This window comes from Streptomyces sp. WY228, from assembly GCF_019287315.1.
Taxonomy (GTDB): Bacteria; Actinomycetota; Actinomycetes; order Streptomycetales; family Streptomycetaceae; genus Streptomyces; species Streptomyces caviscabies.
The window spans coordinates 4535097-4559711 of sequence record NZ_CP079114.1 but is presented as its reverse complement, the minus strand read 5'-3'; the positions used below and the strand labels follow the sequence as shown (position 1 = coordinate 4559711).

The 24615-nt window shown below is 70.4% G+C and carries 20 protein-coding genes; 3 read left to right on the top strand and 17 right to left on the bottom strand.

Going from position 1 to position 24615, the window contains the following annotated elements:
* Window positions 1-21 precede the first annotated feature (21 nt).
* The 5 genes from KV381_RS19995 to KV381_RS19975 all read right to left on the bottom strand — a co-directional run bounded on the left by KV381_RS19995 (window position 22) and on the right by KV381_RS19975 (window position 5418).
* Entirely contained in the window at window positions 22-1980 is a 1959-nt protein-coding gene (locus KV381_RS19995; protein WP_218785917.1) for a BTAD domain-containing putative transcriptional regulator, read from the bottom strand.
* Between the two features lie 58 nt (window positions 1981-2038).
* Window positions 2039-2767 (bottom strand): IclR family transcriptional regulator, encoded by a 729-nt coding sequence (locus KV381_RS19990; protein WP_030633600.1) that lies wholly within the window; start codon window positions 2765-2767, stop codon window positions 2039-2041.
* Window positions 2764-3513 (bottom strand): thioesterase II family protein, encoded by a 750-nt coding sequence (locus KV381_RS19985; RefSeq protein ID WP_218785915.1) that lies wholly within the window; start codon window positions 3511-3513, stop codon window positions 2764-2766. The genes KV381_RS19990 and KV381_RS19985 overlap by 4 nt, the downstream gene beginning before the upstream one ends.
* 162 nt (window positions 3514-3675) lie before the next feature.
* The gene (locus tag KV381_RS19980; RefSeq protein ID WP_230543990.1) at window positions 3676-4587 is read right to left on the bottom strand and encodes a LuxR family transcriptional regulator; all 912 of its coding nucleotides are present in this window, start codon (window positions 4585-4587) and stop codon (window positions 3676-3678) included.
* 51 nt (window positions 4588-4638) lie between these two features.
* A complete protein-coding gene (locus tag KV381_RS19975) occupies window positions 4639-5418 on the bottom strand; it encodes a hypothetical protein (protein WP_218785913.1) in 780 nt (259 codons plus the stop codon).
* 445 nt (window positions 5419-5863) lie between these two features.
* Here KV381_RS19975 and KV381_RS19970 point away from each other — a divergent pair, with 445 nt between their 5' ends.
* Window positions 5864-6598: a 4'-phosphopantetheinyl transferase superfamily protein gene (locus tag KV381_RS19970; protein ID WP_230543991.1), complete on the top strand. Its 735-nt coding sequence runs from the start codon at window positions 5864-5866 to the stop codon at window positions 6596-6598.
* A gap of 283 nt (window positions 6599-6881) precedes the next feature.
* Here the strand turns inward: KV381_RS19970 and KV381_RS19965 are convergent, their stop codons facing one another.
* Window positions 6882-8357, bottom strand: coding sequence for a helix-turn-helix domain-containing protein (locus tag KV381_RS19965; RefSeq protein WP_030082091.1), 1476 nt, complete (start codon window positions 8355-8357; stop codon window positions 6882-6884).
* Between the two features lie 397 nt (window positions 8358-8754).
* Between KV381_RS19965 and dnaN the strand changes: the two genes are divergently transcribed.
* On the top strand, window positions 8755-9870 hold the full coding sequence (dnaN, locus tag KV381_RS19960) for a DNA polymerase III subunit beta (protein WP_218785911.1): 1116 nt from the start codon (window positions 8755-8757) through the stop codon (window positions 9868-9870).
* Window positions 9871-9927: 57 nt separating this feature from the next.
* Here dnaN and KV381_RS19955 read toward each other — a convergent pair whose 3' ends face one another.
* The 3 genes from KV381_RS19955 to KV381_RS19945 form a co-directional block, all read right to left on the bottom strand.
* A complete protein-coding gene (locus KV381_RS19955) occupies window positions 9928-10497 on the bottom strand; it encodes a peptidoglycan-binding protein (protein ID WP_256995108.1) in 570 nt (189 codons plus the stop codon).
* 254 nt (window positions 10498-10751) lie between these two features.
* On the bottom strand, window positions 10752-11642 hold the full coding sequence (locus KV381_RS19950) for a glycoside hydrolase family 19 protein (RefSeq protein WP_030633582.1): 891 nt from the start codon (window positions 11640-11642) through the stop codon (window positions 10752-10754).
* A gap of 328 nt (window positions 11643-11970) precedes the next feature.
* The gene (locus KV381_RS19945) at window positions 11971-12834 is read right to left on the bottom strand and encodes a glycoside hydrolase family 19 protein (RefSeq protein ID WP_078846079.1); all 864 of its coding nucleotides are present in this window, start codon (window positions 12832-12834) and stop codon (window positions 11971-11973) included.
* 176 nt (window positions 12835-13010) lie between these two features.
* Between KV381_RS19945 and KV381_RS19940 the strand changes: the two genes are divergently transcribed.
* Window positions 13011-14123 (top strand): DUF6183 family protein, encoded by a 1113-nt coding sequence (locus KV381_RS19940; RefSeq protein WP_218785909.1) that lies wholly within the window; start codon window positions 13011-13013, stop codon window positions 14121-14123.
* Window positions 14124-14202: 79 nt separating this feature from the next.
* Here KV381_RS19940 and KV381_RS19935 read toward each other — a convergent pair whose 3' ends face one another.
* The 8 genes from KV381_RS19935 to KV381_RS19900 all read right to left on the bottom strand — a co-directional run bounded on the left by KV381_RS19935 (window position 14203) and on the right by KV381_RS19900 (window position 24602).
* Complete coding sequence (locus tag KV381_RS19935; RefSeq protein ID WP_249628341.1) at window positions 14203-15006, bottom strand: SprT family zinc-dependent metalloprotease; 804 nt, start codon at window positions 15004-15006, stop codon at window positions 14203-14205.
* 5 nt (window positions 15007-15011) lie between these two features.
* The gene (locus KV381_RS19930) at window positions 15012-18716 is read right to left on the bottom strand and encodes a type I restriction endonuclease subunit R (RefSeq protein WP_218785907.1); all 3705 of its coding nucleotides are present in this window, start codon (window positions 18714-18716) and stop codon (window positions 15012-15014) included.
* A 141-nt stretch (window positions 18717-18857) separates the two neighbouring features.
* Entirely contained in the window at window positions 18858-19127 is a 270-nt protein-coding gene (locus KV381_RS19925; RefSeq protein WP_218785905.1) for a hypothetical protein, read from the bottom strand.
* A complete protein-coding gene (locus KV381_RS19920) occupies window positions 19127-19462 on the bottom strand; it encodes a hypothetical protein (RefSeq protein WP_218785903.1) in 336 nt (111 codons plus the stop codon). The genes KV381_RS19925 and KV381_RS19920 overlap by 1 nt, the downstream gene beginning before the upstream one ends.
* A gap of 185 nt (window positions 19463-19647) precedes the next feature.
* Window positions 19648-19836: a DUF397 domain-containing protein gene (locus KV381_RS19915; RefSeq protein WP_218785901.1), complete on the bottom strand. Its 189-nt coding sequence runs from the start codon at window positions 19834-19836 to the stop codon at window positions 19648-19650.
* Between the two features lie 13 nt (window positions 19837-19849).
* Window positions 19850-20701: a Scr1 family TA system antitoxin-like transcriptional regulator gene (locus KV381_RS19910; RefSeq protein ID WP_218785899.1), complete on the bottom strand. Its 852-nt coding sequence runs from the start codon at window positions 20699-20701 to the stop codon at window positions 19850-19852.
* 33 nt (window positions 20702-20734) lie between these two features.
* The gene (locus KV381_RS19905) at window positions 20735-21901 is read right to left on the bottom strand and encodes a restriction endonuclease subunit S (protein ID WP_218785897.1); all 1167 of its coding nucleotides are present in this window, start codon (window positions 21899-21901) and stop codon (window positions 20735-20737) included.
* Window positions 21891-24602: a class I SAM-dependent DNA methyltransferase gene (locus KV381_RS19900; RefSeq protein WP_218785895.1), complete on the bottom strand. Its 2712-nt coding sequence runs from the start codon at window positions 24600-24602 to the stop codon at window positions 21891-21893. The genes KV381_RS19905 and KV381_RS19900 overlap by 11 nt, the downstream gene beginning before the upstream one ends.
* Between the last annotated feature and the right edge of the window lie 13 nt (window positions 24603-24615).

Genomic DNA, 24615 nt, shown 5'->3' with positions numbered 1-24615 from the left:
CGGCCGACCGGCCCGACCGGCCTACGAAGGCTGCCGGAGGCCGGCCGTCGGCTCCCGGAAGAGCAGGCGGACCAGCGGCGAGCACCGGTAGCGTTCCCGCGCCGGCCGCACGGCGGCGCCACCGCCGCGCGGAGTGACGAGGACCGTGTCCGGTTCACCCACCGAGGCGAGCAGTCCGGCCTCGACCAGCGCCGCGAGCGCCATCCTGGTGCGCTCCTCGGACCAGTTCAGCCGCCGCGCGGCGGCGGCCGGGGTGAACGCGCCGCGCTCGGCGCGCGCCAGCGTCCGCAGCACCGGCCGGAGGAACGGCCCGAGCTCCAGGACTCCGGCGCGCAGACCCGCCAGCGGATCGAGGCTGCCCTCGCCCCACTCCTCGGCCCGCACCTCGCCCTGGTCCAGCCGGGCCACCAGCCGCTCCACCGGCCACCTCGGCCGCGCCACCAGCCGGGCCGCGCAGAACCGCAGCGCCAGAGGATTGCCGTCGCAGGCCGTCAACAGCCTGTGCACAGCGCCGGGTTCGGCCTCCAGCCGGTCCTTGCCGACGGCGGACACCAGCAGCTCCCGCGCCTCCGCCTGGTCGAGCCGGCCGATACGGACCGCTCGTACGCCGTCCAGCGAGGCCAGCGAGCGACGGCCGGTGATCAGCGTCCGGCAGCCGGGACCGCTCGCCAGCAGCGGCCGCACCTGACCGGCGTCCACCACGTTGTCCAGCACCACCAGGACGCGGCGGCGCGACAGCGCGCTGCGGTAGAGCTGGAGCCGTTCGTCCAGCGTCGCCGGCAGGTCAGCGCCGCGCTCGGGAATCAGCGCGCGCAGGAAGCAGCCGAGCACCTCCAGCGGGCTCTTCGCGCCGCCGCTCTCGCGCCGCAGGTCGATGTAGAGCTGGCCCTGCCAGAAGTCGTCGCGGCAGATGTGGCCGGCCCGCACGGCCAGCGCGGTCTTGCCGGCCCCGGCCTCACCGGTCAGGAGGACGCCCCGGCCGCCGGACCGGCTGCCACGCAACTCCTCCAGCACATCGGCGAGTTCGAAGCGCCGTCCGACGAAGCCGACCGGATCCATCGGCAGCATCGCCGGCACCAGGCCGAGCCAGGGGCTGTGCGGGCCGCGGTGCCGCTGGAGCGCCGGCGCGGCCTGCCCCGCCGGACCGGCCGGACCGGCCGGAGCGGCCGGACCGGCCGGAGCGGCCGGAGCGGCGTCCGGGCGCGGTCCGGCGGGCACCGGCGTCAGCACCTCGGTCGCCGCCGGGCCGGGCAGCTCCTCCAGCAGGACCGAACGGTGCAGCGCGCGCAGCGCCGCTCCCGGCACCACGCCCAGCTCCTCCTGGAGAACGCGGCGGCCCTGCTCGTACACGCGCAGCGCGTCCATCTGCCGGTCGCCCCGGTACAGCGCGACCATCAGGTGGCCGCGCAGCGATTCCCGGGTCGGATGCTCGGCGACGAGCCGGGTCAGCTCCGGCAGCGCGGCGGCGTGCCGGCCCAGCGCGAGGACGGCCGCCATGCGGTTCTCGATCGCGGCGAGGCGGGCCTCCTCCAGCGCCGGCAGCTCGCTCCGGGTCAGGAACTCGGTGACGTCGGACAGCGCCGGGCCCTGCCACAGCTTCAGCGCCGAGTCCAGGCAGGCCGCGGCCTCCGCGTACCGGTGCTTCACCAGATCCCGGCGCCCCTGCTCGGCGAGCTGCTGGAACGCCGCCCAGTCGAACCACGCGGTGCCGAGGACCAGGTGGTAGCCGCGGTGCCGGCGCACCACGCGCAGGCCGGGACCGCAGCAGCGCCTCAGCCGCGACACATAGGTGTAGAGCTGGGCGGTCCTGGTGGCGGGCGGATTCGCGCCCCAGAGCAGTTCGGCGAGCCACGCGTCGGAGACGAACCGCCCCGGGGAGATGAGGAGCGCCGCGAGCACCGTGCGCTGCTTGGCCGCCGTCAGCGGGATGCGTACGCCTCCCGACCAGATCTCGGTCGCGCCGAGAATCCGGAACTCCACACGCGGAGTCAAATCATGACGGGCCGTCATGCACACCACCGGCCCGGTGTCGAACAGGTCATCCTTCGCAGGCTTCGCCCAGGCGCAGCGCCGCGTCGATCATCGCCGCGGTGCACTTCCGCGCGTCCGGCACGGTCGCCGGGCCGGACAACGAGAGCGCCGCGACGACCCGGCCGCCGGGCCCGCGTACCGGAACGGCCAGCGTGTCCGTCGCACCGGGCCCGCCCGCGCCCTGGGCCCAGCCGCGGTGGCGCACCTGCGCCAGCACCGCGGCGGTGAACCGCGCGCCGGCCAGGCCCTGGTAGAGCACGTCCGGCTCCGCCCAGGCCAGCAGGACCTGCGCCACCGGACCGGACCGCAGACCGGCGGCCGTGCCGACCGGCAGCGGCGGTGTCGCCGGGTCCGCCGTCTCGGCGACGGCCACGCACAGCTGATGACCGTCGCAGCGGCGGTGCAGACGTGCGGAGGCTCCGGTCTCCTCGCGCAGTTCGGCCAGTACGGGCGTGGCCTGCGCGAGCATCCGGTCACCGTGCTCCGTCACCGCCATCTCGCCGAGCCGGGGCCCGAGCAGGAAGCGGCCTCCGTTGTCGCGCGTGACCAGGCGGAGGCGCTGGAGCGCGAGCGCGAGACGGTGTGCGGTGGGCCGGGTCAGCCCGGTGAGCGCGACGATCCTGGACACCGAGGCGGGCCCGTCCTCCAACACGCTCAGCAGGAGCGACGCCTTGTCCAGCACGGCGACTCCGCTGTCGTGGCGGAGCGTGGCCGTGGGCGAGGGATAGGTGGTCATCGGACACCTGCCAGGGAGCGCCCGAGCTCGCCGGTCAGTTCGGCGTGCCGGTCGACGAGGTAGAAGTGGCCGCCGGGGAAGAGCCGTCGGCGGAAGCCGGCCGGGGCGATGTCGGCCCAGGCGGCGAGGTCGGCGGGGCTCACGGCGGGGTCGCGGTCGCCGGCGTACGCGTGCACCGGGCAGCCGACCGGGACGGCGGCGCGCGGACCGTAGGTGCCGGCGATCTCGAAGTCCGCGCGGATCACCGGCAGCACCATGGCCCGCAGACCGGGGTCGGCGAGCGCGGCCGCGTCGGTGCCGCCGAGGCGGACGACCTCGTCGATCAGCGTCCGGTCGTCCGCCAGATGGAGACGGCGGGCGGTGAGCCGGTGCGGCGGCCTGCGGCTGGACACATGCAGTCCGGCGAGCCGCACGGAGTGCCGTGCCCCCAGCCGGAGCGCCACCTCGTGGGCCAGTGACGCGCCCATGCTGTGACCGAAGAGGCTCAGCGGCAGATCCGTGAACGGCAGCAGCGCCGCCGTCACCGCGTCGGCGAGCTCGTCCATGGTCCGCAGGAGCGGCTCGTCGAGCCTGGTGTGCCGGCCCGGGTAGCACGCCACCAGCACATCGGTCTCCGGGCCGAAGGACGCTCCCCACCGGCGGTAGAACGCGGCGGATCCTCCGGCGTGCGGCAGTACCACGAGCCGTTCGCCGGGGGCCGCAGCCTCGTACCGGCGGAACCATCCGCCGGCGATGCCTGCCGTCATCTCTTCGCACCTCGCGTCAGCGGAACAGGGTCAAGGCGGTGGGGGTACGGGTGGTGTCGCCCGGGGGCGACGGTCACCGCAGCTTGTTCTAGTCGTCGGTTTCCGGACCGGACAACGGGTGCTTCAGGAAGCTGCCAGGACCGCCGCGCGGGCGTCGGCCGCTCAGTCCTCGGCACGAGGCTGCGGGGTCTGCTGCGGCTTCACCGCACCGAGCAGGCCGAGTTCGGCGGCCCGCACGCCGGCCTGGAACCGGGAGCTGGCGTCGAGCAGGGTCATGATCTCCGCCACGTAGCGCCGGTAGGTGCGCACCGAGACGGTCAGTTCGCGGGCGGCGACCTCGTCGGTGATGCCGGCGCGCAGCGCGGCCAGTATCTGCCGCGCGAGATCGGACCGGGAGTGGTCGCCGAAGGTGATGCGCCCGTCGGCCGTCACCGCGTTGCCCCAGACACCGTCGTAGAGCGTGCAGAGCGTGCGGATGACATCGGGAACGCGGATGAGGGACGCGCGGCGGCCGGTCGGGGACTCGGCGGAGACCAGCGCCACGGAATCGTCGACGATCATGGCCTGTAAGGGGGGCACACGCGCCACTCTGACCTCGACCGGCGCGTCGCGCTCGCGCTGGCGCCGTACGAAGTCCTCGTCGATCATGGCCGGCGAGCAGAGCAGCCGCAGCCGTACGGTGTCCGGCACCAGGCGGATCAGATCGCCGAGCGCCGCCTTGGCCTCGGCGCCGCAGCTCGGTCCCGCGGCCAGCACCACATCGATGCTGGTGGCGGCCTGGAGCACCAACTTGTGGGCTTCGCCGAGCACTTCGGGTTTTCGTCCGTCGAGCGCGGTGATCAGCTGGTCCCACGAGACCCGGTCGCGGTGCTGCTCCACGGTCGTCTCGATCATGGCCCGGACCTCCAGCAGAGCGCGCTCGATGGCGTCCTGGCCGGCGGCCGGTCCGTCCTGCGCGTCCCGCCCGGCGCGGTCATCGGCCTCCGCGGGTCTGAGCGGTTCCTTGCCCGCGTTCGGCCCGCGGCCGCTCTCGCCCGGATCCTCGGACCCTCTCGCAGATGTCGTCCTGGTCATCCTGTCGCCCCCCGATGTCTCTCTGCCGGTGCCACCGCCCGAGCCGACGGCTCAGCACCGCTCCAGCAGACCCAGCTCGACGGCGCGCGCTCCGGCCTGGAACCGGGAGTTCGCCCCGAGTTCGCGCATGATGTCGGCGACATGCCGCCGGTACGTACGCAGCGAGACGTCGATCTCCCGTGCCGCCACGTCGTCGGTGCGCCCCGCGCGGAGCTGTTCCAGGATCCGCCGGGTCAGCGCGCTGCGCAGGCTGCGGTCCAGCCGCAGTTCGTCGGCGACGGGGCGCGCGTTGGCCCAGGCCCCGGCGAAGAGCAGGTCGAGCGCGCCGACCGCCGCCGGGTCGGTGATGATCGCGGCGTGCCGGCCGGCCGAGCCGTTGCCCGACTGGACCAGCGCCGTGCGCCCGTCGACGATCAGCGCCTCGCGCAGCTCACCCTTCGTCATGCGCACTTCGAGATAGGTGTCGGCGAACGACTGACGGCACTCCGGGTTCAGTTCGAGCGCGCCGCCGGACGCGAGCAGCCGGACGGCCAGCCTGCCCCGGCCCTCGCGTGCCGTGCGCGGCGCGCCGGCCATCGAGTCCGCGACGGAGGAACACACCACGGCCGAGTGCTTGCGGTTGCTCGTCACCGCCAGGTGGGCCGAGTACCGCGCGCCCGCCATCAGGCGTTTCACCGCGTCGACGACCGAGCCGTCGTCCGCGCGCACCAGCAGCGACGTGCCTCCGGGCCGGTTGCGGTGCATCGACACCGAGGACTCGATCAGCGCGCGTGCCTCCAGGAGCGCCCGCTCGACGGAATCGGTGCGTTGCCTGTCCTCCGGTCGGTGCACTTCCCCACGCACACTCGCCACCCCCGAACCCATTCCACTCCCCCGTTACCCAGTGGCGATCACTCCGGGAACCGATGACGTGCATCAGATATCGCCGGGGTGTCATCGACCATGCGCAGTTGAATTGAGAACCAATTGGCGGGACCTCATAGGCACTTACACGCCAATCTTTGCGGCTCACCCAGAGATTAGGTCGCGAACGTGAACCCGTCAACGGCGGTCCTTTCCGCTTCATGAATAGGCTCTGCAACCTCCTCCACCACCACGTTCCGCACCTCCCGCGAGCCCGCAGATGTCAGGAAGCTGCACCCCTGACGCACATTCGCACCACTCACACTCCACTTACTCTTCCGTATGTGACCGGACCGTCACGCAGCGAAGTCACGCCTGTCCCATAGAGGACAGCCGTAGCCGTCAACCTCGGAGCCCGTCCTACGCTCTTCCCGTGACCGCACTCCAGGCCCCCGCAGCCACCGATGTGGCCGTCCACTGGTGGCAACTCGCCGGGAACAGCACCGATTCGGCCGATCTCGCCGTACTCGGCCCGAACGAGCGCGAAAGGCTGGATCGCATCCAACACCCCGCCCAGGCGGCCCAGTTCGTCGGCAGCCGCGCCGGCGTCCGCCGCATCCTGGCGGAGCTCCTCGGGGTCGCGCCGGGCGCCGTCGCCCTGGGCCGGCTGCCGTGCCCCGGGTGCGGAGCCGCGGACCACGGACCGCCGGCGGTGCTGCACCCGCGAAGCCCGTTCCGGATCAGCCTCTCGCACGCGTCGGGCCGCTGCCTGCTGGCCGTCGCACAGGTTCCGGTCGGCATCGACATCGAGGCGGAACGACCTCTGAACCTCAGCGAGTTGGCCCGCGTCGCGCTCACGGCCACCGAGCACCGGCAGTTGCTCGGCCTACCGGCCGGAGCGGCTCGCGAGCGCGCCTTCCTCCGCTGCTGGACACGGAAGGAAGCCGCGCTCAAGGCGCTCGGAACCGGTATCGCGACGAACCTGTCCCGCATCGAGACGCACCCGGACCGCCGAGGCCCGGTCACGGTCACGGCCGGCCCGCCGGGCACCGCGCGCGACTGGTCCGTGCACGATGTGACCGTCCCGGGACCATGGGTTGCAACCGCGGCGGTGCCCTACGGCGTCTCCGCTCGCGTAACCGTTTCCCAGCATCCCGGAGTGCATTAGCAAATTTCCCGAGCCCTCTCGCGCCCGCACCGTTCTCCGCAGCGCAATACCGCGTTCATCCGCCTGTCCGTGAACTGCCACTCAGCCGAGCAATTGTCCGCTCATCGGCCGCCCATTGGACGCGCAGTTAAATACGGTGCGGTCGACCGCGCGCAAAAAGAACCCGACCGGTCGGTAACCTGTGTCGGATTCTCCGGAGAAATCCGGAACACGGCGAAGAGGGAATGGTGAATATGCCTCGCCGGGCACCGGCCGAAGAGGCATCGACCCCCTGCTGGACCACCTACCGGTTCTCCTGCCGCGCCTCCGCCGCCAGGTCATGGGCGCGCAGCGCCAGCCACAGGTCGTAGCGGGCGCTCGGAGGCCGGAGCAGCGAACGCTGGAGGACCGTCTCCAGCCGGGTGAGGCGCTTGCGGGCGCCGGGCACGCTGATGCCCAGCTCGGCGGCCGCGGGCCCGAGGCGGCCCTCGCAGCGCAACCAGGTCCGCAGGGTCTCCTCGGAGCCGAGTACGGGGGCCAGTTGCCGGTCGGCCCAGTCCCGTACGGCAGGGCGGCGCAGGACGGTGTCGAGGCCCCGCGCCGCCGCTCGCGGACCGGATCCGCCGTCGATGTACGGGGTGGGCTCGGGGGTGCACGCCGGGGCGGGGGTGGCACGGACGCGCAGCGCCAGGTCCAGCGCGGCCTGGTCGGACAGCCGGTGCAGGTCGAGGCCGAGCAGTTCGCCGATGAGCCTCAGCCGGGCGGCGAGGGTGTTGCGGTGGACCTTGAGGTGGTCGGTCGCGTGCGAGGAGAACGCCAGCCAGGACGCGGCCGTGGCCGCCAGCTCCTGGCTCCCGGGGTCCTGCGCACGGCGCGGCACATGGGTCAGCAGCGGCGTCAGCAGCTCGTCCGCCCACTGCCGGCCGATCGGTCCGACGACCAGCGCGGGATCCGGCGAGGCCCCGAACCGGGCATGCCGGGCGGGCAGTTCACGGGCGACGGCCAGGGCGTGGAAGGCCTGGCGGTAGCCGGTGGCGGTGTCGGCCAGCGGCACCGGCTCGCTGACGCCCACCACGCAGTCGCCCACCCGGGCGGCGACGGCCTCGTCGGTCGCGACGGCGTCCGGCTCGGTCGCCCCGGCGGGCATCACGAGGATGAGATGGCGCGCGTAGACCGGGCACCGCACGATCCAGGACCGGCCGCCGTCCGCCTCCACACAGACCCGGGCCACCTCGTCGCGCCCGTCGCCGGAGCACTCCACGACACACACCCGTACCGGATCGGGCAGCCGGGGCCGCAGCGCGCCGGCGACCTGCTGGGCGATGGAGAGCTGGCCCGTCATCAGCAGATGCAGCACCGCCTCACGGCCCCGGGACTCGGCGAGGTCCACCCGGCGGCGTTTGCGCTCCAGCGTCTCGGCCTGGAGGCACAGGGCCAGCGGCAGGACCACGTCGGCCAGCAGCGTGGCGAGCCCGGCGGCCACCGGCCGGGGCGCGACGACGACGAGCACCGACGCGGCGGGGTCGTCGGCGCTCAGCGGGAACAACAGGGCCGTGTGCGCACCGGTGTCCAGCGAGTACGCCCGGGCCCCGCGCTCCGTGAGGGTGCTCGCGCCCTCGGCGACGAGCCCCGCGACATCGGGCACCACCACCCGCTCCGTCCGGGCCGCCGCGTGCAGCACCGTCCCGTCCGGCCCGACGAGCCCGGCCCAGCCCTCGGCCCGCCCGGCCAGCCAGCGCAGCAGCTCGGCCGTTCCGCCGGAGCGGGCCAGCCGGTGCATCCGCAGCAGATCGTCCGCACGCTCCTGTACCCGCATCCGTCCCCCGTTCCTGCCCAGGACACAGCCGCGGTACGGGGGGACCAATCGGCCCGACTGTGCGGACCGATACCCCCGTGACCGCCCCACTGGGCGTATTGAATCTCCCGGTTCCCTACCCGCCGTTCTATCGTCCGAACGTGTTCCGGCACGTCGGGGGAGACGGGGGAAGGCCGGAGCACTCGGGGGCGCGGCGGCAGCGGCTCACGGGGGTGGTCGCTGTCGCCGGTTCCCGGCCCGCGCACCGCCGCCCGGGCCCGCCGGCCGGCCCCGATTGTCAGTGGTGCCTCCTAACGTCGTACGGAGAAGTCGGATACGGCCTTCCGGCCTCCGGCTCGCGACGTCCGAGGAGAGGCGCCCCATGGAGTTCCGTATCGAACGCAGTGCCCTGACCGAGGCCGTGGCCTGGGCCGCCCGCGTCCTGCCCGTACGCTCACCCGTCCCGGTGCTGGGCGGCCTGCTGCTGGACACGGAGGGCGAGGGCGGGCGGCTGCGGATCTCCGGGCTGGACTACGAGGCGTCCGCGCGCGTCGACGTGGACGCCGACGTCGTGCGGCCCGGGCGGGTGCTCGTCATGGGGCGGCGGCTGCTGGACATCTGCAAGGTGCTGCCCGAGGGCCCCGTGGAGTGCGCGGTGGAGGGCTCACGGTTCACGGTCGCGGGCGACGGCGCCCGGTTCGGCCTCTCCGTGCTGCCCCTGGACGACTACCCGGCGCTGCCCGCGCTGCCGCGGATCCGGGGCGCGGTGGACGCGGAGCTGTTCGGGTCGGCCGTGGCCGATGTGGCGGTGGCCGCCGGTCGCGACGACACCCTGCCCGCGCTCACCGGAATCCGGCTGGGTCTCGACGGCGACACGATGACGCTCGCCGCGACCGACCGCTACCGCTTCGCCGTACGCACCCTCCCGTGGAAGGCGACCGCCCCCGGCGAGAGCGCCGACGTCATCGTCTCCGCCCGCCGCCTCACCGAGATCGCCCGCTCGCTGGGCCGGTCCGGACAGGTCAGCGTCGCCCTGGACGCCGGTTCGGCGGGCTTCGAACACGCCGGGATGCGGACCACCGTGCGCCTCCTGGAGGGCCGACTGCCGCGCCACGAGAAGCTGTTCGCGATGGCGGACCCGGCGGTCGCGGTGGTGGACCGGGCCCGGCTGACGGAGGCCGTCAAGCGGGTCTCCGTCGTCGCCGACGGGGACAGCCCGGTGCAGATGACCTTCTCCCGCGCCGACGCCTCGGTCCTGCTCCGGGCGGGTTACGAGGACGATGTGGCCTCCCAGCGGCTGCCGGCCGTCCTGGAGGGGCCCGAGGAACTGACCGTGGCCTTCAACCCGGGCTATCTGGCCGACGCCCTGGCCTCGTTCACGGATCCGTCGCTGCGGCTCCTGCTGCTGGGGGCCGGCCAGCGCGCGATGATCACGGACGGGACGGGCACGGACGCCCACCGCCACCTGCTGATGTCGGTGAAGCCACAGCTGGTGTGAGCGCGCCCGGCCGGGCCCGTCCCCCGCTCGTCCGTACCCCGCCCGCGCGAAGGCCCCTCAGGGGCAGCTGCGGTAGTCGTACCCGGCCTGTCGCCAGCCGTTGTTCCTGTCCTTGAAGAGGTACTTCCCTTCGGTGTTGCGCTCGATCGTGATGGTGTGGGCGTCGCCCGAGTACCGGAGGACCAGCTTCTTCCCCCGCGCCGTACTCCCCGACTTCTTGCGCAGGTGTGTGCCCGCCCGGCCGAGCGACGCCTTTCCGACCTCGCCGTCGACACCCAGGTCCCAGCGGGCCTGAAGTGCCCGGGTCGCCCGGTAGGTGGCGTCGTCGAAGATTCCGGTGATCTGGCTGCTCTTGAACAGCCGGTCGGGGGCCTCCAGGCTGGGACGGTACTTCGCCCCTTCGGCCCACAGGATCCGCTGCCACAGGCAGGTGGCGTTGGACCGGGTGTGGCTGGTCTTGCTCAGGACCCCCTCGTCGTCGAAGTCGTCCGTGAACGTGTCGTACCCGCGTACCCAGCCGTCGGATGCCTTCGCCGAAGCCGGCGAGGCCGACAGTCCCAGCGTGAGCGCGATGGCGGTGCCCATGGCCGCTGCGACCGCCCGGCCACCCCTCCCGTGCAGATTCACTTGGTTCCCCCTTGTTCGTGATGCGCTCTGTCCGTGGTGCGCCGGTGATCCGGACGGGACGAGGAAAGACACCGGAGGACCGGGCTGGAACACCGTGCCACTCGATCGCGGTCAGCGGCGAGGCGTTTGACCGGGAGGGCAAAAGCCCCGCTCGGCGGCCGGGTCCGGACGCCGGAACGGGGGGTGCGCTCCGGCTCTCGCCGGACGCACCCCCCGCTCGGGTGGGGCTCTCAGGTCCTCGTGAGGACCGGGGGTCAGCAGCTCAGGTTCGAGCCGGTGGTGGTGCCGAGCACCTGGGTGAACTGCGTGAACTTGTCGATCCGGCTCTGGACCTGGGCCGGGTTGCCGCCGTTGCACTCGATCGCTCCGTTGATGGAGCGGATGGTCTCGCCGAAGCCGGCGTTGTTGACGATGGCGTTGTGGCCGGTCATCGTGCCGGGGCCGCTCTGGGTGTTCCAGTACCAGAGGCCGGTCTTCCAGGCGATGGCGGAGTTCTGCTCCACGAGGTACGGGTTGTTCAGCAGGTCGATGCCCAGCGCGTCACCGGCCGCCTTGTAGTTGAAGTTCCAGCTCAGCTGGATCGGGCCCTTGCCGTAGTACGCGGACTGGCCGGCCGGGCAGCCGTAGGGCTGGCTCGCGTCGCAGTAGTGCGGGTAGTTCGCCTCGTTGACTTCCTTGATGTACACCAGCCCGCCGGTCTCGTGGCTGACGTTGGCGAGGAAGGCCGCGGCCTCCCGCTTCTTGATCTCGTCGCTTCCGGTGTTGGCGAAGGCCGGGTAGGCGCTCAGGGCGTCGGTCAGGCCCTGGTAGGTGTAGAAGGCGTTCCGGTTCGGGAACATCTGGTTGAACTGGGCCTCGCTGACGACGAAGCCGTTGCTCTGGCCCGGGTCCTCACCGCCGCCGCCGGTGCCGCAGGCGCCGTTGTCGGCCCAGACGTCGGAGCTGCCCGGCGTCTCGTTCTGGGTCCACCACTTGGCGGTGTAGTTGCGGCCGTTGTAGGAGGCGGTGCCGCCTCCGGTGTAGACCGCGGAGGAGTTCCAGGCCGTGGCGCAGGTGGCGGCCTGCGCGGTGGCAGCGGGAAGGACGACGAGCGCCGCGACGATCGCGCCGAGCGCGACCAGCAGGGCCATGACACGTCGAATCACGTGATCACACTCCTTAGACGCGGCGCGACGTCCGGCCGTGCGCCGCCGTGGGGGTGCCCGACACTCAAGCGAGGATGGTCTGGACCTGTCAAGGTCTAGACCATCCTCGGAAAGGACGGAGGTCGCACCGGCCCCGGCCGGGCCCGCCCCGGGCGTTCGCGTCAAGAGCGCTCTCAACAGCCCCTATTCCGGAAGGAGTCCATCCGGATCTTCCGCGAACGGAGGTGGGCCCGAAGGTAAAATCTTCCGGCCCGCCCAGCATGCGGACAGCCCCGCCCGCCCGGCGGACGCGCTCTCCGGCATCAACCCGCCGGGTTCCGGTTCCGGTTCAGCAGGTGAGCCCGGACCCCGGCGCCACCCCGACGACGCCCGTGATGCGCTCGTACCGCTCCACCCGCGCGGCCACCGACTCCGGATTGCCGCCGTCGCACTCCAGCGCGCCGTTGAGCGAGCGGATCGTCTCACCGAAGCCCGCGCCGCCGACCATCGCCTCGTGCGAGGTCATGGTGCCGGGGCCGTTCTGGGTGTTCCAGTACCAGAGGGCGGTGGCCCAGGCCACGGACGGATCCCGCTCGACCAGCCACGGGTCGTTCAGCAGATCGAGCCCGAGGGCGTCACCGGCGGCCTTGTAGTTGAAGTTCCAGCTGAACATGATCGGGCCGCGCCCGTAGTACGCCTCACGGCCCGCCGGGCACCCGAAGGGCTGGGTGTCGTCGCACTTGCGCCCGTAGTTGGCCTCGTTGATCTCCTTGACGTACTTCAGCCCCACCGACTCGAAGTCCGCGTGCGTCAGGAACGCCGCCGCCTCCCGGGCCCGGGTCTGCGGCGTACCGACGTTGGCGAAGTGCGGGTAGGCGTGCAGTGCGTCGATCAGGCCCTGGTACGTGTAGAAGGGGTCGCGGTCCGGGAAGATCGCGTCGAACTCCGCCTCGCCGATGACGAAGTCGGACACCCCTCCCGTACAGGCGCCCCGGTCCGCCCACGCGGAGCCCGCGCCCGGATTCTCCCCGCGCGTCCACCACTTGGCGCTCCAGTTGCGGCCGTGGTGGGAGACGGTGTCCCCGGCGCGGTAGTCGGCCGTCGCGCTGTGGAGCGGGGCGCAGGGCTCGGCGGCGGAGGTCGAGGCGGAGGCGGCGGGGGCCGCCGTGACGAGGGCGGCGGCGAGGACGGCCAGGGCGGCCGGCGCGGTCAAGAGCTTCGTGAAGCGATCGATGCGGGACAGGGCTGCTCACTCCTTCGACGCGGCACACCGAACGCCCGAGCGCCCCGGCGGGCCGACATGGGGGGCCACCACCCAAACCGCATTGGTCTGGACCTGTCAAGGTCCAGACCAATGACTGCCGCTCTGTCCAACTAGAGTGAGAAACCGTGAACGACACCGATGACGACGCCCGACGCTTCTCCTGGGAAGCGGCCCAACAGCGCGCCGCGCAGGGCGACTCCCGCCAGGTGGCAGGCCTGGCCCGGGAACTGACGGACAGGATCGACGCCGCCACCAGGAGGACGCGCGAGCACCAGCACCAGCTGGCCATGCTCGTCAAGGTGCTGGCCATCACTCCGGGCCACGACAGCCTGACCCAGCTGCTCCGGCTGTTCGATCGTCAGCAGGGCCATGGGGTCGACCTCGCGCCCCGGTTCGTGGCCTCGCTCCTGGCGGAGCACCGGGAGGCGGCCGACCTGGTGGGCCCGCTCTCCGAGCGCGACCCGGAGGGCCGGCTGGACGAGCTGCGCATCTGCCTCTTCCACGAACTGATCCTGCGGGGCGAGGACATGGACGCGTTCCCGAAGACGAACGACTGGACGCGTGTGAGGTACGACGACCATCCGCTGGTATGGCTGCCCCGGCACCGCAGCGCGCTGGAGACCCGACTCACCTTTCCCAGCCGTTCGGTCAACGGCAGTGCACGCCCCGGCGGCGTCACCCTTCCCAACGAGGGCCGGGTCGACCCACCGACGCCCCGTACGCCGGAGCGGTCGGCCCTGGTGGACTCCGCGACTCTCCACCTGCATCAGACGATCATCGCCGCGCCGAAGGCCGGCGGCTGGGGGGACTCCGAGGCCTGGGTCTTTCTGACGGACGAGGACGTGGAGCCGGACAGGGTGCCCGCACTGCTGCCCACCCTGCCGATGGAATGCGTCGAGGAACTCGGCGCCACGGGCCGCTTCGAGATCTCCCGCCGCCCCGCCGACGAGATCTGGAACCTGCTCTACGCCACCGCGTCGATGGGCGGCATGTATCACCACGGTGCGCACGGCGCGTTCGGCCGGCTGTGGGCGTGGAAGTCCATGGCGGCCCTCAGCGACGCCCCGGCGGGGGCGAGCGCGGAGGAGGTGGAGCACCACATCGGGCAGACGACATGGTTCCACTTCGAGTCGGACGCAGAGTGGTTCCACAACGACGCCTTCGCCGACTACGGCATCGCCGCCCTCTCCCCCGACTGCCGCCGGATCGCCGTACTCGCGGCGACGGACACCGACTGAGGCGGGCAGCGGGACTGATCTTCGCTCGGCCCGACGCCCGCACCCGACGCCAGGCACCTCTCGTGGTCAGCAGCTCGGATCAGGCCAGGTCACCCATCCAGACACGTCGGCCCAGCTCGTCCAGCTCCGTCTTCAGCCGACGGCATTCAGGCAGGGCCCTGCCCAGCAGTCGCCAGTACTCGGGACCGTGCCCGGCCACCCTCACGTGGGCCAGCTCATGCGCGACCACGTAGTCCACGAGGTGGATCGGCAGCTGGAACACCGCCCAGTGCAGGAAGATCATCCCCTCGTCGCCGTCTCCCACACCGGCCCGATAGCTTCCCCACCGGTGCCCCAGGTCCCGCACTCGTACGGCAGGCTCCCGCACATCCATCCGGGCGGCCCAGGGCTGGAGCCGCCCCCGCATCCACCGTTGCCCCGCACGGCTGTACCAGTCCGCGAGTGCCCTCCGTGCGAGCTCCGGATCGGCAGCGGCCGTGCGGTCCAGCCGGAGCCTCCCAGCGACCAGACGGACAGCGTCGGCCGGGGCCCCAGCCGACGCGTCGTCGACGACGAGGAGCCGGTGATCCCGCCCCAGATAGCGGTGGATCTCGCCGTCCTTGAGCGAGCGGGTGGGATGGAGCTGGCGGCGCTCCTCGCTGAGGCGCGTCTTGGCATCGATCCACCCTGCGCTGGAGCGTACGAAGTCCTCGGCCCGCCCCACCTCGCACCCCTTGGGCACATGGAGCGTGAGCGACCGGTCTCGCTCGACCGTCAGACCCAGCCGCCGCCGACGGACGCTGATCCGTACCCTCAGCTCCCGCCCGTCGACGACCAAGGCTCCGCCCTCGGTGAGCGTGCGCTCACTGGGGGTCGAGCCGGCTGCGGACGGCAGGGGAGACATACGGACTATTCTCTCCGCACCTCGGCCCGGAAGGCCTCCAGGTGCTGCGCAGCGTAGCCCGCGAGCGTGGATGCGATCCGGCTCACTTCGGCGTTCACCTGCTTACGCCTCGCACCCTCCCCCCGGTATCCCGCCTCGCGGAGCCTTGTGTGAAGGCACGCCTCCAGGTGAGCCACATGAGCCGCCTGCCCACCGAAGGACGCGAGGCTCACCCGGCTGGTGATCTCGTCGTAAACCTCGGCTACGACCCTGCGCAGTTCCTGCGGCTCCGGATCGTCGAGCAGTTCACTCGCCTTCAGCTTCTCCCTGAGTAGCTCGTGGAGCTTCCGCTCCATCGGGGGCAGGTCGGCGACAGCCGGATCGACCTGCTCGGCCTGACGCGCCCGCTCGACCAGGGGGCCGAGCTCCCGGAGGATGTCGTCCCAGCGTCCGGCGAACTCCTCCAGCACCCGCTCCAGCTCCGCGGACAGCTGCCGGTACACCGGCCGGTCCTCGACCGCCTGTCGCTCCTCCAGGTGGTACCGCAGACCCTGGATCTGTTCGGCCGCCGCCTCGCGCACCGGAAGCCTCCCAACCACCTCGTCGAAGTCCGGAGCGAGGATGGACACCGGCGCAACGGCCTCGTCCACCTCCTGCGCCTCCAGGTGCTCGGCGATCAGCGCCCGCACCTTGCGCCCGTAGCCGCGCATCGTGAAGCCGCCGCCGGTGTCGTCGCGGTAGTGACGGCGTACGCGCATCTGGAGCACGCTCCACGCCCGCGCGTCGGGGACGTACTCCAAGGCGTCCTGGTGCGGCAGGACCCGGTTCACCACTGCCAGGTACTCCCCGAGCAGCCGGTCGAAGCTGGCCCGCAGTACGGGATCGGAGAGCGCGAGCACAGCCTCCGCGAGCGCCGCCCGCGACGCGAGACCGGCCGGGTCGATCCCCTCCGACTCCAGAAACGTACGGAACTCCCCGGCCGTCCGGTCGAGCTCCGGCAGCTCGTCGGCCATGTCACGCAGCGATTCCCTGGCACGCGGGTTGCCCCGGTAGGCGGCCAGAGTGATGGCGAGGTTGTTCAGCACGCCGTAGTAATCGACGACGAGTCCCTCGGTCTTGCGCCGCGCGGGGCGGTTGACCCTCGCGATCGCCTGGAGGAGTTCGGCGTCGCGGATCGGCCGGTCCAGGTAGAGCGCCTGCTCGATGGGGGCGTCGAAGCCGGTGAGGAGCATGGACTTCACGATGAGAATGGCGATCGGCGGCGGGTCGGCCGCCTCGTTGCCCCAGACCAGATCGCTCCACGGGTTCATCCCGCCGATGGAGCCGGCGGGCACCGGGTTCGGCTCGACGGGCGGGGTGTACGCCCAGGGGTTGTCGGGAGGCAGCTGGGGGAAGGGCCGGAGGAACCGGTCGATGTGATCGCGCTGCTTCTTCTCGTCGGTCCAGTCGGTCCACCTTCCGGACTTCTGCTCCGAGCCGGCGGAGATCACGGGGACGAAGTCGATGCGCCGCAGGAGTTCCTGGAACTGCCAGGCGCGAAGGAGGAGCGATTCCTCGCGGGTGTAGGACTCCGGCGCCCTCCCCCGCAGCGACTCCCGCCGCCCGCTCGCGTCGAACTCTGCTACACGCAGCAGCAGTTCGGTTCGGGCCTCCTGGAACGCGTTGCGGTAGAGGACCGCGGCCTTGCGGCTGACCACCGCGACCTGGGCCTTGAACCCGCCCGTGAGCGGGCCGGTCACATAGTGCTCCAGCATGTCGGCGGCCTTGCGCCAGATCAGCGGCGGCGACTCGGCCACGGCCCGCTTGGACGGAGTGGCATACTTCGCGCGCACCCTGGCCCGCTCGGCCTCTTCCAGCGGTTCGATCAGGTCCTCGAAGCACTCGTCCAGCTGCTGCTTGTCACGGACCTCGGCCTTGGTGACACGGCCCGAGTAGCGTACCGGCACGACGACCTTGTCGCGTTCCGCCTCGGTCATGCGGTAGGTGTCGAGAAACTCCGGGTCTCCGCCCGGGGTGGTACTCGGCTCCAGGCCGAAGATGCGGCCGGTGTCGTCGCGCCTTCCCGCCATGAGCGGGGTACCGGTGAAGCCGATCCGCGCCGCGTTGGGCAGCGCCTTGCGCAGGCAGGCGTGCAGGACGGAGGTGTGGGACCGGTGGGCCTCGTCCACCAGCACGAGGACCCTCTCCGAGTCACTGCACTCGGGAAAGATCCGCGCGGCCTTCTTCAGGGTCTCCTCGTCCGGTACGGGATCGGCGACCTCCTGCGCGCTGACACCTGCCGCGGTCTTCGCCCGATCCGCTTCGAACTCTCCGTCGAGCGAACGCTCCTCGCCTCCCGCCGTGTCGGTCGCCCCGCCCTTGCCCCCGACCAGATCGCCGAGGAACTTCTGAATGGTCGCGAAGATCACCGCGCGTCCGCCGTGCCGCCCGGCTCGGCCCAGCAGGTTCTCCAGGTCCGTCCGGGACTTCGCCTCACGCACCTCGGACTCACTGAGCGCCACAGCCTTGCGCAACTGCCGCTGAAGGTCGATGCGGTCCGTGACGGCGACGATCGTGATGCCGTTCAGGGCAGGGTCCGAGCTCGCGTGCAGCCGCCGGGCGAGGAACTGCATCGTGAAACTCTTGCCCGCGCCCTGGGTGTGCCAGACGACCCCGCCACGCCGGTCGAGATCCCCGCCGGTGACGGCAATGCTGCCCCGCGTACGCAGCCGCTCGACGATCTTCTCGGTGGCCCGGTACTGCTGGTGCCGGCAGACCACCTTCGCCGTTCTGGGCTCCGCGCCCCGCCCCCGCCTCTTCGCTCCGGGGCCCTTGTCATCGCCGAGCGGCTTCTCGAAGACGTAGTGCCGGACGATGTTGAGCAGGTTCCCCGGCCGCAGGACGATCGCGGTCAGCTGTTGCTGAAGAGTGGGCTCGCCCTCCGCGCCGAGGAGCCCCCAGGCGCGCAGCTCCTGCTGAAGGTGGACCGGCTTCTCGTAGTCGGAGCTGATGCTGCGCCACAGGGCGTAGTGCTCCTCGGAGGAGGAGTACGTACCGAGCGCGGCGTCCGTTCCGTCGGCGGCGACCAGCAGCTGTACCGGTGCGAACAGGTGCGGGACGCCGCGCAGCGCCCCCGCGCCACTGCGGGTGTCATCGTCCACCGGCCGCCCGGTATAGGCCCGCAGGTCGCGAATGGCACTGCCGAGCGGGTCCCGGACGTCGGGCGACTTGCACTCGATGACGACGAGCGGGATGCCGTTGACGAAGAGCACGAGGTCCAGCACGGCCGGTTTACCGTCCGCGTCGCACACCCGCAGCTGGTCGACGACGACGTAGTCGTTCCGGGCCAGACGCTCCTCTCGGCTGCCCTCCAGCGCCTCGGACGACCAGTCGACGAACCGCGTCTTGACGTCCCGGTCGTCCGAACCTGCCTGGAGGACTCCGGAGAGGAGGAGATCGGTCGCGTCGCGGTTGGCTTGTGGCAGGGACTGCGCGGATACGTGCCGGGCGGCAGCACGCAGCGAGCGTACGGCGGGGTCGGTGTGCGTGTCGTCGGTCATCCACGAGGAGTACCGGCGCACGGCGGCCCGGAGCCTGCGCTCCAGCAGCACTTGCCTGAAGTCGTCGCGCTCCCCTTCGGCCCTCAGCCGGGCACCCTGGATGTGCTGCCACCCCATGGCCTTGAGATGGGCCAGCAGCGGCCACTCCGCCTCGACCTGCTCAGTCGTCCCCTCGACCACTTCGGTAGCCATCCCCCGTGCCTCCCCGCGTACCGACCGACGTACTGGTGAACCCGTTCGAAGGTCCATTGTGCGCCAGGGGTGGGGCGGGCACGCGGGCCAGGTCCCGCAGTTGGGGCTGCGGGACCTGGTGCGGTGCTCGGCTGTCGCCGGTCAGGCCGGGCGGTGTGTGGTGAGGACGCCCTTGCGGCAGTCGGGCAGCCCGGAGGCGGGGCTGATGAGAGCGGCGGTGGCGTCATCGAGGGCGTAACAGAGCTGCGCGTGCAGGGCCTCGGCCTCGGCGGGCGTCAGCCGCAGCGAGGCATCGGCCTCGAAGGCCCCGTCCCGACGCAGCCAGAGGTCGATCGCGAGCGATCCGTCCGCTTCCCGCCGCACGGGCTTGCTCGGCACCCGGCTGACGCGGACCTCCGGCGTGCCGCCCATCAGACCACCGTCCTGGTCGACGCGAGCACCAGGCTCCCGGTGCTGTACGCCTGCCCCACGCCGGCAGCGACCACCAGCCCGTCGAGCGCGAGCCGCATGACGGTACGGCGGAGGCGGCGTTCGGGGTCGAGGGGGTGGGGGCGGGAGGGGTGATCGAGGCGGAGGGGCCTTTGTCCGTACGGGGATTGGGGGCTGGGGTCGGTGAACGGGGAGGGCGCGGGGACGGACGGGCTCACCGACGCGGGCGAGTTGGAGGCATGTCGGATGCGCGCCAGAAAGGACAGGGCCATATGCACGAGTGCTCGTGGCAGGCCGGTACGGATACGGTGGAACACGCTGACGCTCCTCTGAAGCGTTGGCCATGCCCCGGGGTGGTCGCACACCGCCGGGGCACTTTGCGTCAGCCAACCGACTCTTCACGCCGAGTTAGCTGAACAACACCCAGAGTACGGGCCACGTGTGGACTAAGACAACATGTTGCGCGTACGAAGTGAAGTGGCATATGCCCGAGCAGCCTCACTCACGCAAAGTCGTCGAACTCTCCAGCTTTGGCGCCCGCCAGGAACGCCCGAAGCTTCGCCCGAGTGGTTCGGACGACCACCTCAGGATCGTCACTCTCACGCAGCAAGATTTCCCCGCCCTGCTCAGCCAGCTCGACGCAGCTCCCCGTGTCCGCCGAGAAGGACGCCTTGCGCCACTGAAGTTCCACCGCTTCCCAACCTTCAGATCCCTTTTGCCACTTGCCGGATGAACCCAACTGAGGCTTCCGGCTCGATGGCGCGTTCACGCATACGGTCAAGAACCGCACGGTAGTTCACCAGGTAGGTCTCCGCATGCAGGAAGGTCACACCTGTGGGGACATCGATCTGAACGGTGTCCAGCGCAGGAACGGGGCCGCACGCGTAGAGGGTCGAGCTACCTGCGTTCGCGAATCCGCCGGCGTCGAACGGCACGATTCGCAGGGTGATGTTGGGTCGATCGGACTGCTCCAGCAGGCACTCAAGCTGCCTCCGCAGCACGTTGCGATCGCCAAACCGCATCCTCAACGCGGACTCGTGGATGAGGAACTCACACGGTGGCGGATCGGAACGGTCGAGCAGGGCGGCACGCCTGACGCGGAACTCGATGTGCCGGTCCAGGTCTGCAGGGTCCATCGCGGGAACCGCTTCCGCGAAGATGCCGCGCATGTAGTCGGGCCGCTGGAGCATCCCAGGGACGTGCATGATCTGGGCTGACCTCAGCTTCGAGGCACGGTGCTCCATCTCAGCGATATCCAGAAGGCTCGCGGGCAGAGAGTCTCGGTACTCGTCCCACCAGTTGGGCCCGCGCTCCCGAGTCATCGCCTCCAGAGCATCGACGTATCGGGCATCCGGGCAACGGTAGTTGTTCGCCCATACCCTTACGCGGTCGCCGCTGACACCAGATCGAGCGGACTCGGTATTGCTGACTGTCGTCCGGTCGGTGCGATGCAGGGTAGCGGCCTCGTTGATCGTCATCCCGATGTGTTCGCGCATCCTGCGCAACTCAGCACCGAGACGCCGCTGCCGCTCGGTGGACGGTTTCCTGACGGGCATGGATGCCTCCTGATATCAGGCCGATTCAGACCATCACACTCGGCCCAACCGAGAGACGATCTTGCCGCTGAAAATACCGTCCGTAATTCCGCTCCGAAGCGCACGCAGCTTAGCAAGGAAAGAGCGAGAAGCCTGCAGTTCCTCCTCCCAGGAATTATGGACTCGCACGATTTTCTGCTGCTCAGCGAGGTCAAGGGGTGGGATCGACACCCTGCCGATCACGCCCTGCGTAACCAACGGCTGCCCTGTCTGACTCTGGTACTTTCGCAAATCAATCCAGCGCAAATAAATGGCAATAAATTCGGGAATCCAGCCAGGAGCGATTCTTTTGACCCATAGGGCGTTGTCCGTGACCCAAGCCGATTCGGAAGAAAAATGAACAGAGCCAGCCCCCTCCCCTACTCGACCAATAATGATGGCCGGGCCGCCAGTGATCTGGCGGTCGCCTCTACCCGCGAGACCTCCACTGCTGAAAATCTGGTATCTCCCAACGGGATTCAATTCAGCCTGTCCGAGCGGGAGACCCCCAGCCATCTTCAGCACGTCACGACAGGTTGCGTACGGACTGCCACCCGCAGCGACGGCTAGGCCGTCAGGGCTGCCTAGAAGTTTTGAAAGAAGACCCTCCTGCACAGACTGCATTTTAGCGATCGACGCCTCGGTAGACTGCTCCGACTGAGTCATCGAGTCCAGGATCCGAAGAATCTTTCGCTGGATCCACAATTCGGGACACGGAATAGGCATCGACTTCAGCTGCGAAGAACTAATTGTCGCCAAGTTCGTCGTCTGCTTAGCTGCCCCCAGGAAATACCGCTTCCCCAATTGCGAGGAAACATACAAGGAAAGATATTCCGGCAGCACCACGTTGCGGTCGCTTCGAACACGAAATAGGTGATTTTGGTGCAAGCAGACAGGAATACGCCCGTCCCACACGGCACCACGACCCAATTTATCGAGATCGCCACCCTCCGTGAGCAGGAGATCCCCCTTTCTGATCCGATATCGTTCGATCTCTCCGGGCAACACACGAACGGACTTCATCTCGGACGTATCAATGTATCCGTCTTGCACATTCGCAACCCTGAGATAGGGAACCTCTACGCCTTCTCGCTCCGAAACGGAGCGGCCCAACGCCAGCCCACCTGCGACTTGAGCAATCGAACCGAGTCGATGAGAGACGAAATAATCATCAGCCGACATAGCCCAGCTCCTTAAGGAACCCATCCAACCGCTGCGCCACAGCCCCGCGCCGGGCCTCGATATCCCGCAGCGATACCAGGTACTTCCGCTCCCAGCCCAGGTACACGTCGATCAACTCCCGCCGCCGACGCACCACATGCCCATCCAGCTTCGACGCCAAGTCGTCTCGAAGAATGCCAAGCACGATCTCCCGGGCACCCTCCTCGCTCAACGCGTCCCGCACCTCGTGCAGGAGAGGCCTGGGCCGCTTCTCGTCGGCATCGGCAACCGTCACGTCCAGCGCCGTCTGACCGGCGGACGCGGCAGCCGCAGGCTCCGTCGTCTCGGCCTTCTTCTTCGCCGCAGCGGTCGCCGCCTTCGCCGCGCCCCCCATCCCGTCCAACGGATAGAACGCCTCCTCCAGCGCCTTCACCGCCTTGCCCGCTGCCGTACGCCGCTTCTTCAGCGCCTTCAGGTCCGCCTCGCTGACCAGCGCCTCCGCCACCGCCGGGTCAAGGGCCTCAGGCGCCTCGTCGTCCTCCCCCGCCACCCCCGCCGCAGCGGCAGCCCGCGCGGCCTCCGCCTCCTCGGCCGCCTTCACCTCCGCGTCCAGGTCCGCCTTGGTCGCATCCACCTCGGCCAGCTCGCGCAGGAAGTCCGGGGCGATCAGGGCGACGACCTTGTGGCCGTACGCCTGCCGCCGCTCCGCGCCCGAGCGCTTGCGCGCACCGCCCGTCCACGGGTTCGGCTCCGGTTCGAGGAGCGTCTCGACCGTGTCGACCCAGCCCTCGACGACGCCCTTGAAGCCGTTGCCGGCCAGGGCCTTCAGCTCGTTCCGTGCGTCCTGCCACCACCCGGCGACCGCTCCTGCGAGCGCGTATCGGTCCAACAGGCCAACGCTGAGAAGCAGTTCACGGAACGACGCGATCAGGTCAGCGCGCAGTCGCGCGAGCTGGGAACGCTTCTCGAACTCCGTGCGGTCGTCGCCCTCGCAGGGGGCCAGTGACGCAATCTGCTCCGTCTCGACGGCCCACCACTTGTCGAACGCGTCCCACAGCTCCCGCTCTCGCCCCTCGGCCAGCGCGCTCAGCCGCTCGGCGTCCGGCCGCTCGCCCTCGGGCAGGAAGTCGACGTACGCGGGGTCCGCCGCCCGCGCAACGAACAGGTCGGTGATCCCGACCCGGTACGCCTCCAGCAGCTTCGCCTTCTCCTCCGCCTCGATCTCGGACTTCGGCACCCCGCCCGTCAGATGTGCCCGCACGTCCTGTGGCTCCGGCGGCGGGGTGTTGTCGACGTAGCGGCGGATGTTGAGGTTGTAGTCGTTCCTCTCCAACTCCTCCCGCTCCACCCAGCGGGCGAACCGCGGCACGCCCTCACCGTCGCCCACCTTCTCGCGGAAGGTGGAGACGATCTTCTCCACGTGCTCCGGCAGCAGCACGTTCTGCGCTCGCTCCGAGTGGTACTCGCGGTCGGCGTTGATGAAGAGGACCCGGCCCTGCCGGTCCGTCTTCTTCTGTCCCCTGGCACGCAGCACCAGCACGCAGGCGGGGATACCCGTGCCGTAGAAAATGTTGGACGGCAGACCGATCACGGCCTCCAACAGGTCGTCCTCGATCAGCTGCGCCCGGATGTCGCCCTCCGCGCCACTGCGGAACAGCACGCCGTGCGGCATCACGGTGAAGACGGAGCCGCCCCGCCCATCCACCATGTACAGCATGTGCTGGAGGAACATCAGGTCGGCCTTGCCCTTTTCCGAGGTCTGGCCGTACTTCATCCGGCCCTCGATGTCGGGCAGGTCATCGGCGCTGTAATCCATGGAGAAGGGCGGGTTGCTGAGCACCAGGTCGTACGACTTGTCGGCGTGCAACGGGTTGGCGAGTGTGTCGCCCGTCTTCAGGTCGAAGTCCTTGGCGCCGTGGAACAGCATGTTCATGGTCGCCATAACCCAGGAACCGTTGTTGGCGTCCTGCCCGGCCAGAGACAGGTTCTCGGGATCGCCGCCGTGCTCCTCGATGTACTCCTTGGCGTGGATGAGCATTCCGCCGGATCCGACGCAGGGGTCGTACACATGGTGCCCGGCCTCCGGTTCGGCCAGCTCGACCATCATCCGTACCACCGCGCGCGGGGTGTAGAACTCGCCGCCCTTGGAACCCGCCGAGTCCGCGAAGTCCTTCAGCAGGTACTCGTACGCGGCGCCGATGACGTCCGGGAACTCAAGCTCCTCGCCGCGCAGCCCCAGGCTTCCGAAGTGGCCAATGAGCGCGGAGAGCCGCTTGTCCGCAAGCTTGGCCGCCGACGTGCCGGTGCCGCCGCCCCCGCCGATCCGGTTGAAGTTGACCTGCCCGAAGAGGCCCTGGAGCTTTTCGTTGCCCTTGTGCCCCTCCAGTGCGTCGAGCGCCGGCTGGAGATAGCTCGTGGCCACGTCGTCCACCGCTCCGGCCAGCCGACCCCAGCGGGCCTCCTCCGGGACGTAGATGATCCGCTCGCTCGTGTAGTGGTAGGGCTCGTCCGCCTCGTCCTCGGCGTCTTCCCGGCTCGCTCCCTGCGCCATTTCCTTCGCGATGACCCGCTCCCGGGCCGCGTCGAACTCGTCGTTCGCCCGCTTCAGGAACAGCAGCACCAGGAGGAAGTCCCGGTACTCGGCGGCGTCCATGGTGCCCCGCAGAATGTCTGCGGCGGCGAAGAGGTGACGCTCCAGTTGATCGAGCGTGAGCTTGGCCACGGACGGCCTCCAA

What these genes read in the sequence shown, in the direction of transcription:
- KV381_RS19965 (WP_030082091.1), bottom strand. Translation starts at nt 8,357, where the DNA reads ATGCACCGGCTGGCCCGCTCCGGCGGAACGGCCGAGCTGCTGCGCTGG.
- KV381_RS19990 (WP_030633600.1), bottom strand. Translation starts at nt 2,767, where the DNA reads ATGACCACCTATCCCTCGCCCACGGCCACGCTCCGCCACGACAGCGGA.
- KV381_RS19985 (WP_218785915.1), bottom strand. Translation starts at nt 3,513, where the DNA reads ATGACGGCAGGCATCGCCGGCGGATGGTTCCGCCGGTACGAGGCTGCG.
- KV381_RS19925 (WP_218785905.1), bottom strand. Translation starts at nt 19,127, where the DNA reads ATGGGCGGCACGCCGGAGGTCCGCGTCAGCCGGGTGCCGAGCAAGCCC.
- KV381_RS19930 (WP_218785907.1), bottom strand. Translation starts at nt 18,716, where the DNA reads ATGGCTACCGAAGTGGTCGAGGGGACGACTGAGCAGGTCGAGGCGGAG.
- KV381_RS19905 (WP_218785897.1), bottom strand. Translation starts at nt 21,901, where the DNA reads ATGTCGGCTGATGATTATTTCGTCTCTCATCGACTCGGTTCGATTGCT.
- KV381_RS19935 (WP_249628341.1), bottom strand. Translation starts at nt 15,006, where the DNA reads ATGTCTCCCCTGCCGTCCGCAGCCGGCTCGACCCCCAGTGAGCGCACG.
- KV381_RS19980 (WP_230543990.1), bottom strand. Translation starts at nt 4,587, where the DNA reads ATGACCAGGACGACATCTGCGAGAGGGTCCGAGGATCCGGGCGAGAGC.
- KV381_RS19910 (WP_218785899.1), bottom strand. Translation starts at nt 20,701, where the DNA reads ATGCCCGTCAGGAAACCGTCCACCGAGCGGCAGCGGCGTCTCGGTGCT.
- dnaN (WP_218785911.1), top strand. Translation starts at nt 8,755, where the DNA reads ATGGAGTTCCGTATCGAACGCAGTGCCCTGACCGAGGCCGTGGCCTGG.